Below are 16475 nucleotides of genomic sequence, written 5' to 3' on the forward strand. Positions count from 1 at the left end.
CCTTTACACCTCGCTTACCTGCGGTTTGTGCTTGAGCGCGTGCTGCGTCGCCCGCTCGTAGGCGTGCGCGGCACCGAGCAGCAGCTTCTCGCTAAAAATCGGCGCGCACAACTGCAAACCCATCGGCAACGGACGCGTTCCGCCGGGCGGCGTCACCCATCCGCACGGAACCGAAAGCGCCGGGAGACCGGCGAGCGACATCGGGATCGTGTAGTAGTCCATCATGTACATGCTGTACGGATCGCTCTTGGCGTTGAACGCGAACGCCGGCGAGCTGGCCGCGGGACACGCGATGAGGTCGACGTCTTCGAACGCCTTTTCGAAGTCGCGGGCGACGAGCGTACGTGCCTTCTGCGCCCTGACGTAATACGCGTCGTAGTAGCCGCTCGACAGCGCGTACGTACCGATCAAGATCCGGCGCTTGACTTCCGGACCGAACCCGGCCGCTCGCGTCTGCTCGTACATCGCCTGCACGTCCTGGGCCTCGACGCGCAGCCCGTAACGCACGCCGTCGAAGCGCGCTAGATTCGACGAGCACTCCGCCGGCGCAATCAGATAGTACGTCGCCAAGCCGTAGTCGGCGGTCGGCAGCGAGACGTCGTGCAGCTCGGCGCCGAGCGCTTCCAGGTCGTGATACGCGCGGTCGTAGACTTCGTCGATATCGTCGCCGAGCTCGCGCGTGTCGAACTGCCGCACGATGCCGATCTTCAGACCGCTCAACGATTCGAGCAAGCCGTTGGCCGTTGGCTCCACCGGGCGATCGATCGACGTGGAATCCATGGGATCGTGACCGGCTATGGCGTCGTAGACGAGCGCCGCGTCTTCCACGGTACGCGTAAGCGGGCCGATCTGATCCAGACTCGAGGCAAAGGCGATGAGACCGTACCGCGACACGCGGCCGTACGTCGGCTTGAATCCGATCAGGTTACAGAACGCACCCGGCTCGCGAATCGATCCGCCGGTGTCGCTGCCGAGTGCGATGGCCGCTTCGTATGCCCCTACCGCGGCAGCCGAACCGCCGCTCGATCCGCCCGGAACGCGGTCGAGATCGTACGGGTTGCGCGTGACGCCGAGCGCGGAGTTCTCGCACGAACTGCCCATCGCGAACTCGTCCATATTAGCCTTGCCGACGACGATCGCGCCGGCATTGACGAGCCGCTGCACCGCCGTCGCGGTGTACGGAGCGATCCATCGTTCGAGAATCTTGCTGCCGCACGTCGTGCGCGTACCGGTCAAGCACATGTTGTCCTTGACGGCGAGACTGACGCCGGCCAGCGGCAGACGTTCGCCGGCGCGCACGCGCGCGTCGACGAGATCGGCCTGCGCGCGAGCGTCGCCGTGCAGCGGCGTCAGGAACGCGCCGACACGGCTCTCGACGCGATCGATCTGTGCCAACGCGGCGCCGGCTGCTTCGCGCGCGGAGAGCGAACCCCCGTTGACCTCGCGCGCGATCTGCGCGGCGGAACGCTCGACGATCTCGGTCGACATCGTCACTGCTCCGCGATGATCCGCGGCACGCGGAAGAACGCGCCTTGGCGTTGCGGCGCACCTGCGAGTACCGTCTCGCGGTCGAGACACGGCTGCACGGTGTCCTCGCGCTCGACGTTACGCGACTCCACGACTTGAGCGGTTGCCGGCACGGCGTTCGTGTCGAGTTCGCCGAGCCGGTTGACGTGCTCGAGCAAATCGGCGAGCTGCGCGCCGAACCGGTCGACCTCTTCGTCGGTCAACGCGATGCGCGCGAGTTTTGCAACGTAGCGGACGTCAATCTTTTCGGATGACAAAATCAGGATACTCCGGGCGGTCGTATGCGAATCGGTCGTCGGCAGGCCACGCTGCCGGCGGAGGAGCCCCTTCGAAAGCGTCCTCGACGGTTATCCGCGCCGCCCCGGCCTCGTTGTAGAGCGTGACCAGGGTCTCGACGTGCCCCGTCTGCGGGAACATGTCGAACGGCTGCACGACGCCGAAGCGATACCCTTTGGCCGTTAGGAACTTTAAATCCCGGGCCAAGGTCGCCGGATCGCACGACAGGTACCAGATGTTTGGAACGCCCGCTGCAGCAACCGCACCGAGCGTCGCCTCGTCCGAGCCTTTGCGCGGCGGGTCCAAGAAGACGATTTGCGCGCGGCGCATCACGTCACGCCCTTCGGAGCGGCGGAGAACCTCCTCGACGCGTCCGCTACAGACTCGCACGCGGTCCTGCAGCCCGTTGAGCTCGGCATTCTCGACGGCCTCCGCGACGGCGCTCGCATTCTCCTCGACGCCGAAAACGTCGCAGCCGTGTTTGGCAAAAAAGAGCGCGAACGTGCCGGCTCCGCAATAGAGATCGACCACACGGCGAGGTACAGTCAAACCTGGTTTCATGAACTCGAAGATGCGGCCGACGATCTCCACGTTGACTTGAAAGAACGACGCGGCGGAAACACGGTAACGGATTCCGTGGATCGTCTCTTCGATCTCGGGCGTTCCGGCCAATACCCGCTGCCGGCGCCCCAGGATGGCGTTCTCGCTGGTGAGGTCGTACGAGTTGGTGACGCCGACGACACCGGGGAGACGCGCTTGCAGCGCCGTGGCGCCGCGTTCGACGGCGTCGGATGCGCGATCGGTCGTGACGGTAAACACGGCTTGTCCGGTCGCGCGCGCGGCACGCGCTACGACGTGACGCGCGGGTTCGAGCGCGCCTGCGATTTCTTCGTCCAGACGGCCGGCGTTGAGACGACCGACGTAGTCGCTGAGCTGCGGCATCACGATCGGGCACGCGTCGATCGGAACGACCTCGTGCGAGCGCTGCTTGTAAAAGCCGATCGACGGAAGCTGCGAGCGGTGCTCGACGACCAGCGACATCTTGTTGCGATAGTTGCGCGGCGCGTTCATGCCGATCGTGTCCCGCACCGCGACGTCTGCGAATCCGCCGATGCGCTGGAGCGCGTTTTGTACGACGTCGCGTTTCCACGCCAACTGTGCGGGGTAGCTGAGGTGCTGCACTTGGCAGCCACCGCACACGCCGAACACCGAACAAAACGGCTGCACGCGGTACGGCGAGCCCGAAATCAACCGGATGAGATCGGCGACGGCATACTTTTGTTTCACCGTCGCGATCGCGACGCGTGCGGTCTCGCGCGGAAGCGGACCGAAACAGAAAACGGCCATCCCGCCGGCGCGACCGACGGCTTGCCCGTTTGAAAGCAGATCGGTGAAGGTAACCTCGAGCTCCGCTCCGGGGCGAAGCGAAGAGGTTCGTTTAGGCGCTGTGTCTCTGCTCGTCAAGCGTCTTGAGCAGCGAATTCGCTTCGTCGATTAGCTGCTGAATGCGCTGGCTCGTCGGATCGTCCGGCGGACGATTCGCACGAGCTACAGCTTGCACGATCGCGTAAGCGACCGCGGCACCGACGGCAACGGTGCCGATCCCGATACCGATCCACAAAAAGGCTCGGGCGACCCGGCGATCTTCGCGATCGCCGCGTTCAGCGTGATTGACGTTGTGGTCGGACGGTTGCACCTGGTTCCTCCTCGAGGCGATAGACGTGCTTTCTCGGACGGGTCTAGCTTTACCCGGCGATGTAGAATACCCACGGTAGTTATTATGATCTCAGAGGAGCGCGACAAAGAGCGCGGTGCTAGGAATCTGCTGTGGGCCTTTCTCGCATCGATCCTCATCCACGCGCTCCTGATCCCCGTGGCCTTTTCTTCATGGGCCCACAGCGTGCGGCTCTCGCAGCAGCCGCCGAAGCGCGAATGGGTGATCAGCTCGACGGCGGTTCGGATCGAGCATCGTACCGTGCCCCAGCGGCGCAGCATGCCCACCCGGCCGCAGCCGCAACCGATGCCGCCCCAACCGCGGCCGGTTCCGCCGCGGCCCCAGGTTCGGCCGCAGCCGGTTCGACCGGCGGCTCCGCGCCGAGAGATCGCTCGAGCCGCCCCAACGGCACCGCCCCAGCCCGAGAAGCGTCCGGAGAAAACCGCGGAGCCCTCACTCGAAAGCCGGCTCCAGCGCCAGCAGCAGGCCTTCTCTCAGGAAGTAGCCCGGCTTCACGAGCAAAACAACCCGCTGAGCATCGCGGCACCGCACGAGCCGCCGGCTTCAACGTATCGGCGAACGTACTTCGACGTGCCCGGGCACAGCCACCGGGAACAGGTAGAGGCGCTGCTTCTTCCGCTGCGTCACTGGCGCCGGAGCGATATGAGCTGCTACTACGTGCGGTATATCGCCCAGTTCACCTCGGGCGGCAGCGAGGACGGCGTCATACCCTGGCCGGTCTGCTATCCCGCAAGCAACGACGCGATGGCCTACCCGCCGTATCCGCACGATCTGCCGATTCCGCTGCCGCAGCGCGATTACGTCTTGCCGGCGGGAACCTATCTCACGCCACTCTTAAAGTCGATCTACGATCGGAGGTCGTAATGCTCGTTTGGGACACGCACGCCGGTTTTTCTCCCGATCCCGCGGCGGATCTGTCGAACCTGCAACAGTGGCGCGATGCGGGCGTCGACTATCTCTCCATCAACGTCGGCTTCGACGCGCTGCCGTGGCACAACGCCATGAAGACGATCGCCGCCTTTCGGCGGTGGATATTATCGCATCCCGGCGACTACGCGCTCGCCGCGTCAGCCGACGACGTACGGCGCGCGAAAGCCGAGAATAAACTGGCCGTGGCCTTCGACTTAGAAGGCACCAACGCGCTCGACGGCCGCATCGACATGGTGGAAGTCTACTACCTGCTCGGGGTTCGGCAAATGCTATTCGCCTATAACCGGAACAACGCGGCGGGGGGCGGATGCCACGACGACGATTCGGGACTAACGGATTTCGGGCGCGGTATCATCGACGAGATGAACCGGCTGGGAATGTTCGTCGACGTCAGCCACTGCAGCTATCGCACCAGCATGGAAGCGATCGAGTACTCCAAACAACCCGTGATCTTCTCTCACTCGAACGCTCGCGCATTATGCGATCACGAACGCAACATCCGCGACGAACAGATCGTGGCCTGCGCTCGTAACGGCGGCGTGATCGGGATCAACGGGATCAGCCTCTTCCTCGGCGATCCGGCCGCGTCGTCGAGCAGCTTCGCCGATCACGTCGAGTACACGATCGCATTGGCCGGCCCGCAGCACGTCGGTATCGGACTCGATTACGTGTTTCCGGTTGGGAGCGAAGACGTCGATGCGGTGGTTCGCGCCAATCCGCACTTCTGGCCGCCCGAGCGCGGCTACGCCGTCGACGGCGTGACCTGTGCCCGCCCTTGGCAACTGCGCGAAGTGGCCGAACTACTTTCGCAACGCGGCCATAGCGACGACACCGTCCGCTGCGTCTTAGGAGAAAACTTCCTGCGCCTGGCTGAGAAAGTCTGGAAATAAACACATCACCCCCGCTTGCACCCAAGCGAGGGTGATGTGAGTGCTCTGATTACGAGTCCGAAGACTCAGCGCATCAGAGTGCCTGAGCGAGTGCCCAACCAAGTGGCGAGCCGATGCCCGCAGCCTGGTTGTAGTGACTCGACGTGCACGAGTACGCTCCGTTGCTGCCCGACGTGCACGGGATGAAGTACGTCCCGTAGCCGTGCGCAGTGAACAGACTGTAGATCGTCGAGTTGAGGAAGCCGAGCTTGGCTCCGTGATACTGATCGGCCTCGAGTACGAGCGCTACTGAAGCGGGCGACGACCACGACGTTCCGAGATACTCGCCCCACGATCCGCCCGTGTAGACCGCAACCGGGTCGAACGGAAGCGAGATGTCGGGTTGATTGCGGCCCGTCGTGATCATGCCCGTGACACCGCTCTGGTAGCTCGGCTCGGCGAACACGGTCGAGACGCCGCCGCCGCCCGAGTCACCCGACGCGCTGCCCATCGTTACCGAGGTTAGCGGCGTCGATTGTTCGGTGAAGTTCACGCCGCCGACCGACAGGAAGTACGGACCGCCGGCCGGAGCGCTGACGCCCTTGCTGCTTCCGCACTCGTTGCTGCCGGTGTCGCCCGACGACGCCGAGAATTCGACGCCTTCGGCAGCACCTTGCTGCGCGATCGAGTTGGTCGAATCGGCAAACGGCGTATCTTGCGATTCGCAGCCGCCGAACGACGAGTTCACGGCAGCCGCTTTACCGTCGCTCAGGACTTGGTTATACGTATCTTCGATCGCTTGATCCGTAAGCGAACCCATGTCGTAGACGATGATGTTCGCCGCCGGCGCCAAACCTGCGATCGTTTGCACGTCGAGGTCGACCTCGGCCTCGTCGCCGCTGCCGCCGCCGTCAACGGCCTCATTGGTGATCGTGCCGGTGTGCGTGACGCCGGCAGCCGAGAGATAGGCGTTGGTGTAGCTGGACGTCACCGGATCGTCGATGGCGATCGCAGCGGTGTAACCCGAACCGTTGCACCCGTGCTGTACCGGGAAGTCGAACGGATCGGCGACGCCCGTCGCGAGCGTTCCGGACGAGTTGGTCAACGGGCCGCTGAGTTTGGTGCCGCTACAGGCGCCGCTCGGCGTCGGCGTAGCGGTCGGAACCGCGGTCGGCGTTGCCGTCGGCGACGGAGTCGGCGAATGCGTCGGCGAGCCGGTCGGAGTTGCCGTCGGCGACGGCGTCGGCGAATGCGTCGGCGACGCAGTCGGCGTTGCCGTCGGCGCCGGTGTCGGCGTGGGCGGCGGTGTCGGCGTGCTGGTGCCGCCGCTGAGCGTTAGTGCGGTCGAATCGATGAAGAAGTCGGTCGCACGCGTTCCGGTTTGGTTCGACGTCCACTTGATGGCCGCGCTGCCGCCGGCGTACGAAGACAGATTGACGGTTTCTTTGACGTAGCCGCCGCCCGTGTTCGTGCGGTTGCTGAACGACTGCAAGGTCGCTCCGTTGACCGTAAGATTAAGCGTGTCTTTCGTGGTGGTCGTGCCGTCACCGGTGTACACCCACAGGTAGTACGTCAAGGTGGCGGTGCAGCCGGCCGGAATCGACGCGGTCTGCGCGAGCGTGTCGGTTTCCGGCGAGCTGTAGCCGTCCAGCCACGCTTCCCAGTTACCTTGATACGACAGGTAGTAGTCGTTGGTGATCACGCCGGAGCTCGCCGTCCAGTTGACGTTGCCCGATTCAAAACCGGGGTTGAGCAGCAGCTGACCGGTGCAGCCGGCCATCGGATGCAGCATCGCAAACGGCGACTCTTGGCTCGCCGAACCCGCCGGCTTGACCGCCGGGATCTTCGAGGCATCCGGGAACGGATGCGTTACGCCGCCGCTTTGTTCGACGCCCGTACGCGCGACGACGACGTTCGACAGCGATACGTCGCGCACGATCGACGCGATCGAGTTGGGGACGATGCCGGGCCGGACGTTCGTGAAGCGCTCGCCGTACTTACCTTGGCGAACGTTGTGGATTTCGGTATGAAAAAAACGCTCGACGACGGCGGCCGGAGCCTTCGCATCGACGATGGTACGATTCGAAAAACGATGGGTGATCGTGAAACCGGCGTGACGCAGCTCGCGCACGACGGTTGCTTCTTGTTCGCGCGTCGGCGCAAAACGCTCGTTGAACTGCGCCGGCGTCAACGCGTGATGCCGTCCTTGTCCGAGCTCCGCGACGAAACGGTCGAGTTCTTGCTGGTGGTTGTAGCGCAGCGTGAGCACGACGCTCACCGCTGCTTTACCATTGCGGCGACCCGCGTCGGTAAAAGCTAACTTTCCGAAAGTGCGGGGAACCGTCATCATCGGCGATGCCGACAGATCGGATTTCATGGGGGCCGTCGACAGATCCGATTTCATCGGAACGCTCGACAGCGAACCTTGATCGCCCGCGCCGGATCCCGGCGCGGGAAGCAGCGAGCCGTTGTTCTGCCCACCGCTACACGCTGAAAGCGTTAACGACAGGCCGAGCAAGGCCGCCGCTACGCGCGATAGTCTTCGCATGTGTCTCCTCAAAGCCAAAGCAACGAATGTATGGGTCTTGGGATCTAGTCAAGACTACGTAAAGAGGAGACCCCCGTCTAGCGCCGTTTGCACCTGTAGTCCATTGCCACATAAGTGCGTTTTGCACTCAGTGCCGAGCGTAGCGGCTACTTTTTATTGGCTACTATTTATTGGCTACGATTTCGCAGAGTACGCGATGCAGTAGCCGTGCGGAGAGATGTTGCCGTCGACGATCGCACACGAACCGTCGCCGTTGGGGTCGTTGCCTGGCGTGAAGAATTTGCATCCCGAGCACTGCATGCCGTTGTTGGGCGACGTCTGATAGTGCATGGCATCCTTGGACGATTTCGCGCCTTGCGCTTCGGCCGCGCGATCCAGGACGACCGCGAGGACCGGCAGCAGGGCCGCTCGTTCCAGGAAGGCCGCTCGCTTGATGAGCTTCTTCATACCCCGAAGCTAACGCCGCTGGGTGAAGAAAATCTGAATCGGGACTATCGTACTAGCCGCCGCCGGCTGTCGCCAGGAAGCAGCCGACCGACGGGAAAAACAGGGGCCGCCATTGGCGCGTTCTTCCCTAACAAGGATTATTGTGGATGCGAACTCCTGCTGACGGACTTTACTCCGCCTTAGCTCTCGCGTTTTTTCTTTCCGGCTGTTCTCCGTCGAACGGTTTGCCGACGGCGGCACTCGGTTCCGCTCAGGACAAAATGCCATTCTCCGAACGCGACTGCTCCAAGCCGGTAACCGGCGGCACTCGCCTTGGTTCGTTCGAGGCGGCGTTTACGGGCAGGTTTATCATCGGCAACCCGTCGACTTTTCCGCTCGAGCTCACTTCAGAAGATCGCTCGGGGCGCCGGTTTTCGGGACCCCTCAAAGCGCCGATCCTCGTTACGCTCGAAGATCGGCTCGGCCACGTCCGTCTGAGCTGTAACGCGATTTGGGACACGACGGTAACGCCCCACGTTTCGTGGGACGGGCACGGCGATAACTTCAAAATACGTATCCGCTTTAAAAGCCGAATCCAAGTTCTTGCGCTCTGGACGAACTTGCCGAAAGACATTGGATTGAGCACGGCTTCATTGCAAATCGTCCCCGCGTGGCTGCGCCTCGGGAGTGACGGGAACCTCTGGGGCCCACTCCGTCTTTTTACCGGAGTCGACGTAGCGCGCATCGCGCTCAACGGCGAAACCACAATTTTTAGCGATCCGGATCCGACTCGCTCGGCGCCCCTCCTTCAAACGGTGCGTGGGCCCGACGGCAATGTGTGGATACCCTACGCTAGCCAATATGGCCCAGGCGGCATGGACAGAGTTGCTCCCGACGGCACCTTCACGGCGTTTCCATTCCCGTCGGCCGCTTACGAAGTTAACGCGATGGTTGCGGGCAAAAGCGACGACCTCGTTTTGGCGCTGACTTGGTATAAGGGCGGAGAGATCGCCAGTTTCGGCATGAACGGCGCCCTCAAAATATTAGCAACCGCGCCCAGCAACATCACCAATCTTACTTGGGGCTCCGACGGCAATCTGTGGTTTCTGTTGAAGCCCGTCACGGCACCTTACGGAAGGCACGTTTACGTCGGTACGCTGACCGCTACGGGTTTGAAAACGTACGCGCTGTGCTGTTTCAATCAGTACAACGGTTACTTTAGCTTCGCGGTAGGGCCGGATGGAAAATTCTGGGCACCGTATCCTTACGGCAGCAAAACGCTGCTGAAGTTCACGACGTCGGGCCAAATCACCGACCGCATCGACATCCCTTACCCTGCAGCCGCGTGGTCGCCCGTGCTCAAGGGTCCCAACATCGTGGATTATGCCATCGACGGCAAAGGTGAGCTGTACGCCGCCGACGAGGGCGCGGACGGTTCGGAGCATGGCGGCAGCGGGCTCATTGCCTTTACGAAGCGCGGCACGGTCAACGAATATCCCACGTACGTTTTGGGCATTGACGAGCCGACGAGCGTCGTTTTCGATGCGCTCGCGGATCGTCTTTATCTCGCGAATACCTACCGCGCCGCGCATAGGGCCGGCGGAAGCATCATCGCCGTCGATCCGAAGGAGCTCTAACCTATGTCACGCTCCGTAAAAATGCTTGTCTTCTGTTTCTCTACCGTTGCAATCTCAACCGGCTGTGGCGGCAGCGGTCCCACGTCATTCGTTCCACGCACGAGCGGAGCCGTTGCAACGAAAACTCCAGATTTAAAGACCATGGGCGTCAGCTTTCGCGTGCCGTCCCCGGACCCTAAAATCGTAAAGACGATACGCGTCTCGCTCAAACAAGGCAAACGCGACTATCGATCGATTATCAAACTGGTGCGGGGAAACAGTACGTGTCACAAGTGGGAACAGGGGCTTCTTTGCGGCTTCTACGTCAAGCTCGCTCGTGACGACGTCACCTACGACATATCGTTTCTCGATAGTAAAGGACTAGTGACGTTCCGACGCTCGGACACAGTCGGCCCCAACTACGGCAATGGCCTCAAGTTCATTATCGTCAATCAATGGACGTCGGCAACGGTCAAGTTCAGCAATCCGATCATGGGAGCTCCCCTTCGAATCCCCATCGACGTGACCGCGTATTATCAAGAAAAACGAGGGGCCGAGACCGAGACCGTCATCGGTCCGCAAGGATTCACGACTCCGATTCCACTCGTGGATACCGATAAAACCGGAGCCACCTCGCTGTCCACGACGAAGGTGACGTCGCCGGCAACCCAGGTGGTCCTCAACTATGACGGCAAGTCCTTCGTCAATCCGGAAGTCGGGTTGGCGATTCCGCGAGCGCGGCGACAAATGATGCTGCCTTTCGTGCACGACGAGGAGTACGAGCTGCCTTCGCACGACGGCACCGCGACCAATGCCGGCTTTGGACGCATCATTCCCAACGCCGACGGTTCCATGACGTTTCTCGAAAATCAAGGCATCGGGCATATTACTGCCGACGGATCGATCTCGGAAACGAAACTGTCTGCGTACCCCTTCGATATTGTAAGAGGCCCGGACGGCAACTTTTGGGCGCTCGTCAACGACCAAACTTCCAACAGCAGTCAAGCCCTGGCGCGTATAAATTCGGACGGCAGTCTTACGGAGTATCCGCTTACCGATTGGAGTTCGGGACCGCTGGTGCTCGGTCCCGACGGCAACTTCTGGATGCCCGCCTCAACGACCACAGGCCTGCTGCGCCGCGTGACGCCGTCCGGTGTAGTCGCCGATTTTCCCTTGGGGTCGCTTCAGCAAGTCGGCTTAGACGATCTCATCGTGGGGCCGGACGGGAATTTCTGGTTCGACGGATCGGCGGTTCGCTTTCCCGGCGCTTCGCCGGTTCCGTTCATCGCCAAGATGACGGCGAGTGGCGCCTCCACGATGTTGTGGCTGCCCGGTACGATAAAGCCGTGCTGTGACGCGACGGTAGCGACGCTCACGTGGGCAGCGGGGGCTTTCTACACGGTAGCTACGAGCACGCTATCCAGCAAGAGGTTTTTCGAGCGTATAACCCCGGCGGGTTTGTTTCACGAGTTTCCGCCTAATCTCAACATCGCGCTTTCTGACCAGATCCCGCCGTTCAGCCCAACGGTTACGCTTGGTCCCGACGGCGCGCTATGGTATCCTTCGGCAGGCCTTTTCGACGTTCCATGCGTGCTCGGGCGTTCGACGACTCGCGGAGACGTTGCATTCGTGCAATTTGCCCGGACGTGCGCTGCGCCCAATGCTTCGCTCGCTCTGCCCGCTGCGCTGGCGGCCGGACCCGGTAACACGCTATGGTACGCGCGAGGGGATGTCATAGGGAAAGTTTCACTCTGAGCTGTCTTAGTGAAAGTTGTGCGAGGCGACGCCGCGAGTGATGCCCTCCGAGTCGAAACTCCAAAAGCGCTGAGCGAGCAGATCGATGCAGCCGCCCTCCTTTTGAAGCTTCCCTTCGATCACGAGTACCGGCGACGTGCGAATGACGCGGCGATACTTTTCGTAGACGTCGGGACGCACGATCACGTTGACGATACCGGTCTCGTCCTCGAGCGTTAAAAAGACGAAGCCTTTAGCGGTTCCCGGCCGTTGACGCGTGATCACCATGCCGCCGACGCGGCAGACGAGATTGCGCGGCTGATCGCTCAACCGCGCGGCCGGAATGACGCGGCGCGCGTCGAGCTGCGCACGAAAGTGCGCGATCGCGTGCTCGTTGGGCGTCACGCCGGTCGACCAAAGATCGAACGCGGTCGCTTGCTTCGCGGTAACCGGCGCAAATCGCACCGGCGGTTCGTCGACGTCCATTAGTTTGCCGAGTTCGCCGCGGGCCTCACGCTCGTCGAGAGCACGCAGCGCCCACATAGCGTCGCGGCGCGACGCAAACCAGGGAACGAACGCACCGGCGACGGCAAGATTCTCGATCGCCTCTTTCTCGAGCTGCGTGCGCTGCGCGAAGTCGAGAATGTCGCGAAACGCACCGCCGGCAAGCGCCGCCTCCAAACGCGTACGCTGCACGTCTCCTAATCCGCGCACCAGATGGAATCCCAAACGCAGTGCACCTTCGCCGTCGACGTGCGACCAATACTCGCTGGCATTAACCTCGACCGGCTTGACCGCAACGCCGTGCCGCCGCGCGTCGTTGACGAGCACTTCGGTCGAATAAAACCCCATCGGCTGCACGTTGAGAATCGCCGCCGCAAAGATTGCCGGATGGTGGCATTTCACGTACGCCGACGCGTACGCCAGCAGCGCAAAGCTCGCGGCGTGCGATTCGGGGAATCCGTAATCGGCAAATCCTTCGAGCATGTGGAAGAGCTGCTCGGCGGCCGCGCGATCGATGCCGTTATTGACCATGCCCTCGACCAGGCGCGGATAGATCTCGTTCATGCGTTCGTGCGAGCGCTTGTGCCCCATCGCGCGGCGCAGCTGGTCGGCCTCTCCCGGCGTAAAGCCGGCCGCCTCGATCGCCATGCGCATTCCCTGTTCCTGAAAGAGCGGAACGCCCAGCGTTCGTTCCAGCACGTTCTTGAGTTTGGGATGCGGATACGTCACCGGTTCGAGCCCGGCCCGGCGCCGCAAGAACGGGTGGATCATCTGGCCCTGAATGGGACCTGGCCGAATGATCGCCACCTGCATCACGATGTCGTAGAAACATTCCGGTTTCATTCGTGGCAGCATCGATTGCTGCGCGCGCGATTCGATCTGAAAGACGCCGATCGTGTCGGCCTTCTGAATCATCGCGTAAGTGGGTTTGTCGTCCGGAGGGATCGTGTGCAGGGCTAACGGTTTCTGGTGAACCCGCTCGTGGATGCCGAACGCTTCGCGCAGCAGTGAGAGCATGCCCAGGCCGAGGAGATCGATCTTGATCAGACCGAGCTCTTGAAGGTCGTCTTTATCCCATTGAACGATCGTGCGGTCGCGCATCGTCGCCCATTCGACCGGAGCGACGCGGATCAACGGATCGCGCGTGATCACCATGCCGCCGGAGTGGATGCCCATGTGGCGGGGGAAACCGTCGATACGCTTGCAAAGCCACGCCAGATTCTCGCCGATGCGCGGCTGCAACGTCGCCGCAGCTTCTTCGAGCGACTCGCGCGCGTCGAGCTCGCGCGCCAGCACGTCGACTTCCTCTACGCTCAAGCCGAGCGCTTTGGCGACGTCGCGCAGTGCCGAGCGCGTTCGATAAGTGATCACTTCGGCAGCCATTGCCGCGTTGGCGCGGCCGTAGCGCTCGTAAATATACTGAATGACCTTTTCGCGGTCCTGATGCGCGAAATCGATATCGATATCGGGAATTTCCTTACGTTCTTCCGACATGAAGCGTTCGAAGAGCAGCTTCATGCCGATCGGATCGACGGCGGTAATTCCCAGCGCGTAACAGACCGCCGAGTTTGCCGCCGAGCCGCGGCCCTGGCACAGCACGCCCAGATCCTCAGCTTTACGCACGATATCCCAGACGATCAAAAAATATCCGGCGAGATCCATTTTGGCGATGATGCCGAGCTCGTAATCGAGCTGGCGCTCAACGTCGGACGAAAAAGGCGTGGCGTAGCGTTCGGCAGCGCCGCGATAGACGAGCTCCCGCAGATACGACTGGCGCGTGTAGCCGTCGGGAACGGCGAAGAGCGGAAACTGTCCCACCAAACGTTCGAGCCTGAAACGACAGCGCTGCGCGATGGCGATCGTTCGTTCGATCGCTTCGGGATACGGCTCGAAAAGGCGCCGCATCGTATCGGGCGACTTCAAATGGTATTCGGCATTGGGACGCAGATGGTGGTCGGCGCGGGCGCGCTCGAGCGTCGTGCCGAGTTTCACGCAAGTCAGCACGTCGGCGACGGCGGCGTCGTCTTTATACGCGTACGCCACACCGTTGGTCGCCACGAGCGGTACGTGCAGCTCGCGCCCAAGACGCACCAGCCGTTCGTTCCGCTGCGCTTCGGCAATCGTCAGGTGCTGCTGCAGCTCGAGATGGAAACGATCGCCGAAAATCGCGATCGATCGCCGCACTTCTTCTTCATCCACCGTTTGAGAGAGCGCGATCAAACCGTCGCTTCGTCCGGTCAAGTCGGCGAGTTCCAAGCGTGCGTTGCCCTTGCTGCCGCGAAGCTGGGCGATCGAAACGAGCTCGCAAAGGTTGGCGTAGCCGCGTTCGTCTTCGACCAGCAGCACGATGCGCGCGCCGCCGGTAACCGTGAGCTCGCTTCCCACGATGGCGCCGATGCCGCGCATGCGCGCGCGCGACGCGAATCGTACGGCACCGTACAAACCGTCGCGATCGGTCAGCGCGACGGCTGCCAAACCTAAAGCGGCGGCACGATCGACGAGTTCTTCGGGGTGCGATCCGCCTTCTAGGAAGCTAAAGTTGGACCAGCAGTGTAACTCTGCGTAAGCGGGCTCAATCGTAGTTGCCTCGCAGATACCACTGCGTTCCCTGGCGATAAATGCGATAGAGTTCGCCGTCGTCCAATAATACGTCGTACTCGTCGCGAACGACGTACGCATCGGAGAACCACCCGATCTCAACCCGCCACGGGCCCGAGCACTCGACGACGGCGCGCGGCGGCTTGGCATCCAATCCAACGGCGGCGGGTTCGCCGTTGCGCACGCGAACGTCGATTTCGGTAACGGCTAGTAATCGCAACTGCGGAACCAGCGTTTCGCACGCAAGCTGCGAACGCTTGTCGTTCATCGGCTCGCGCTTGGGCGCGACGTATGGGTCGTAGGCGAAGCGCTCTTCGAGCACGTGCGCGCTGCGCGTGCGAGCTCGCCGTACCGGCTCGCCGAGCATCGCTTCCAATCGGGAAATCGCCACGGCGATCGCTTGCGGATCGAAATCGCCGTCGGCGAAGAGCGCAACCTTCTCGCCGCCTTCTTCGAGCCGCACCGCGCGTAAGCGCAGCCCGACGATGGGCGCCTCGAAACGTACCCCGTCGAGCTTTGCGCGCACGACGTCGAGCATGTCGCGTTCTCGAATCGTCGGCGATGCCAGCAGCACGTCGAAGCACCGGGTAGCCGCGTCTTCGAGCTCGACGTCGAGCTGCAGCGAACCGGCGCGCTTTCCGCACCGTTCTAAATCCGAGCAAATTCGAGAGAGCAGCACGCGCAGCGCAAAGATCACCTGGGCCTCGTCGTCGGCTCTTCCCTCGCCGAACATCGTCGCTTCGATCGCAACGGAGTGGGCGCGAGGAACCAATGGTGCCGGATCCCGGCCGCACGCGCAAGCGTGCCATCTCGCCGCTTCCGGTCCGAAACGGCGAACGAACGGTCCGTGAGGCATTCGCGCGAGATCGCCGATCCGCTCGATTCCCAAAAGACGCAAACGCTGCACTATTTTGGGGTCGATGTCCAGCAGCTCGAGCGAAAGCGGCGCGAGAAAGCCGCGCTCTTCGCCGGCGGGGCAAATCGTGCCGTTGCCAACGGATGCCGCGGCACGCGCGCACGTTTTATTGCTTCCGATTCCCAGCCGTGCGTCGAGAACGAACGGCGCGATCGCTTCGCGCGTACGCCGCATCCATTCGACCGGAGTTCCCGGACTGCCGTGCATATCGACAAACGCCAACCCGGGGCGCGCGTCGTCGATCAGCGGCGAGACGGCATCGAGCGCGTCGAGCAGCTCTTCCCACGACGGGAGCTCCGCACTGGCGCTAACACACAGCAGCACGTGCCACCGCCCGCTTTTCGAAAGCCGCGGTTCGATGTTTGCGAACCTCGGCGCAAACGTCGTAGCCGGCAATCGTGCACCACACGCCGCGCTTTCCTACGATCTCCAGCCGGCCGCGGGTACAGTAGAGCCGCACGGCGGCAGCCGCCGCAAGCGGCGCGAGTCGCGCAGCTGCAGCGTGCGGGGGCGCAACGGCAACGAGCAAGATGCCGGTGCGATGTGCCAGTCCGGCCAAACGCATCCAAACCGCAGCGCGCAACTCGGGAACGGGCACGAGTACCAAACGGCACGCCTTGGAGCGAATCAGGACGTCGGCCGCTCGCGCGACGCTCAGCGGCGACTGCGCGGGAACGATGAGGACGCGTTCCAATCGCGCGCCCGAGCGCGCCAAGTCCGGCGGGTATAACGCGCCGTCGTCGACGATTGCGGCAGCGGACCGGCGGGTCACCGAGGCCACGAGGCTGGCGGCAAT

Annotated in this window: 13 protein-coding genes; 4 read left to right on the forward strand and 9 right to left on the reverse strand. The window is 62.6% G+C overall.

Features of this window, described 5'->3' with window-relative positions; translation table 11 throughout:
* Positions 1-3: 3 nt before the first annotated feature.
* From gatA to VGG89_12195, 4 genes are read right to left on the reverse strand one after another with little or no spacing between them, the layout of a single operon-like run.
* Positions 4-1488 carry an Asp-tRNA(Asn)/Glu-tRNA(Gln) amidotransferase subunit GatA gene (gene gatA, locus VGG89_12180; GenBank protein HEY1977301.1) on the reverse strand — a complete coding sequence of 495 codons (1485 nt, stop codon included), beginning with the start codon at positions 1486-1488 and terminating at the stop codon, positions 4-6.
* Between the two features lie 2 nt (positions 1489-1490).
* On the reverse strand, positions 1491-1784 hold the full coding sequence (gene gatC, locus VGG89_12185; protein ID HEY1977302.1) for an Asp-tRNA(Asn)/Glu-tRNA(Gln) amidotransferase subunit GatC: 294 nt from the start codon (positions 1782-1784) through the stop codon (positions 1491-1493).
* On the reverse strand, positions 1765-3267 hold the full coding sequence (rlmD, locus tag VGG89_12190) for a 23S rRNA (uracil(1939)-C(5))-methyltransferase RlmD (GenBank protein ID HEY1977303.1): 1503 nt from the start codon (positions 3265-3267) through the stop codon (positions 1765-1767). The genes gatC and rlmD overlap by 20 nt, the downstream gene beginning before the upstream one ends.
* Positions 3242-3499, reverse strand: a complete 258-nt coding sequence (locus tag VGG89_12195; GenBank protein HEY1977304.1) for a hypothetical protein — start codon at positions 3497-3499, stop codon at positions 3242-3244. Before VGG89_12195 ends, rlmD begins: the two co-directional genes overlap by 26 nt.
* Before the next feature lie 84 nt (positions 3500-3583).
* Here VGG89_12195 and VGG89_12200 point away from each other — a divergent pair, with 84 nt between their 5' ends.
* Both VGG89_12200 and VGG89_12205 read left to right on the forward strand, forming a co-directional pair.
* Positions 3584-4402 (forward strand): hypothetical protein, encoded by an 819-nt coding sequence (locus tag VGG89_12200; GenBank protein HEY1977305.1) that lies wholly within the window; start codon positions 3584-3586, stop codon positions 4400-4402.
* The gene (locus VGG89_12205; protein ID HEY1977306.1) at positions 4402-5358 is read left to right on the forward strand and encodes a membrane dipeptidase; all 957 of its coding nucleotides are present in this window, start codon (positions 4402-4404) and stop codon (positions 5356-5358) included. Before VGG89_12200 ends, VGG89_12205 begins: the two co-directional genes overlap by 1 nt.
* Before the next feature lie 73 nt (positions 5359-5431).
* Here the strand turns inward: VGG89_12205 and VGG89_12210 are convergent, their stop codons facing one another.
* Together VGG89_12210 and VGG89_12215 are read right to left on the reverse strand one after the other, a co-directional pair.
* Positions 5432-7885 (reverse strand): protease pro-enzyme activation domain-containing protein, encoded by a 2454-nt coding sequence (locus tag VGG89_12210; GenBank protein HEY1977307.1) that lies wholly within the window; start codon positions 7883-7885, stop codon positions 5432-5434.
* 174 nt (positions 7886-8059) lie between these two features.
* A complete protein-coding gene (locus VGG89_12215; GenBank protein ID HEY1977308.1) occupies positions 8060-8332 on the reverse strand; it encodes a high-potential iron-sulfur protein in 273 nt (90 codons plus the stop codon).
* Between the two features lie 146 nt (positions 8333-8478).
* Here VGG89_12215 and VGG89_12220 point away from each other — a divergent pair, with 146 nt between their 5' ends.
* Both VGG89_12220 and VGG89_12225 read left to right on the forward strand, forming a co-directional pair.
* Positions 8479-9948 (forward strand): hypothetical protein, encoded by a 1470-nt coding sequence (locus VGG89_12220; GenBank protein HEY1977309.1) that lies wholly within the window; start codon positions 8479-8481, stop codon positions 9946-9948.
* A gap of 3 nt (positions 9949-9951) precedes the next feature.
* Complete coding sequence (locus VGG89_12225) at positions 9952-11682, forward strand: hypothetical protein (GenBank protein ID HEY1977310.1); 1731 nt, start codon at positions 9952-9954, stop codon at positions 11680-11682.
* 6 nt (positions 11683-11688) lie between these two features.
* Here VGG89_12225 and VGG89_12230 read toward each other — a convergent pair whose 3' ends face one another.
* The 3 genes from VGG89_12230 to VGG89_12240 are packed head-to-tail and all read right to left on the reverse strand — an operon-like array spanning position 11689 to position 16460.
* Complete coding sequence (locus VGG89_12230; GenBank protein ID HEY1977311.1) at positions 11689-14844, reverse strand: error-prone DNA polymerase; 3156 nt, start codon at positions 14842-14844, stop codon at positions 11689-11691.
* Positions 14738-16003, reverse strand: a complete 1266-nt coding sequence (locus VGG89_12235) for a hypothetical protein (GenBank protein ID HEY1977312.1) — start codon at positions 16001-16003, stop codon at positions 14738-14740. Before VGG89_12235 ends, VGG89_12230 begins: the two co-directional genes overlap by 107 nt.
* Entirely contained in the window at positions 15987-16460 is a 474-nt protein-coding gene (locus VGG89_12240) for a hypothetical protein (protein ID HEY1977313.1), read from the reverse strand. The genes VGG89_12235 and VGG89_12240 overlap by 17 nt, the downstream gene beginning before the upstream one ends.
* Positions 16461-16475 lie beyond the last annotated feature (15 nt).

This window comes from Candidatus Baltobacteraceae bacterium (assembly GCA_036488875.1).
Lineage (GTDB): Bacteria > Vulcanimicrobiota > Vulcanimicrobiia > Vulcanimicrobiales > Vulcanimicrobiaceae > JAFAHZ01.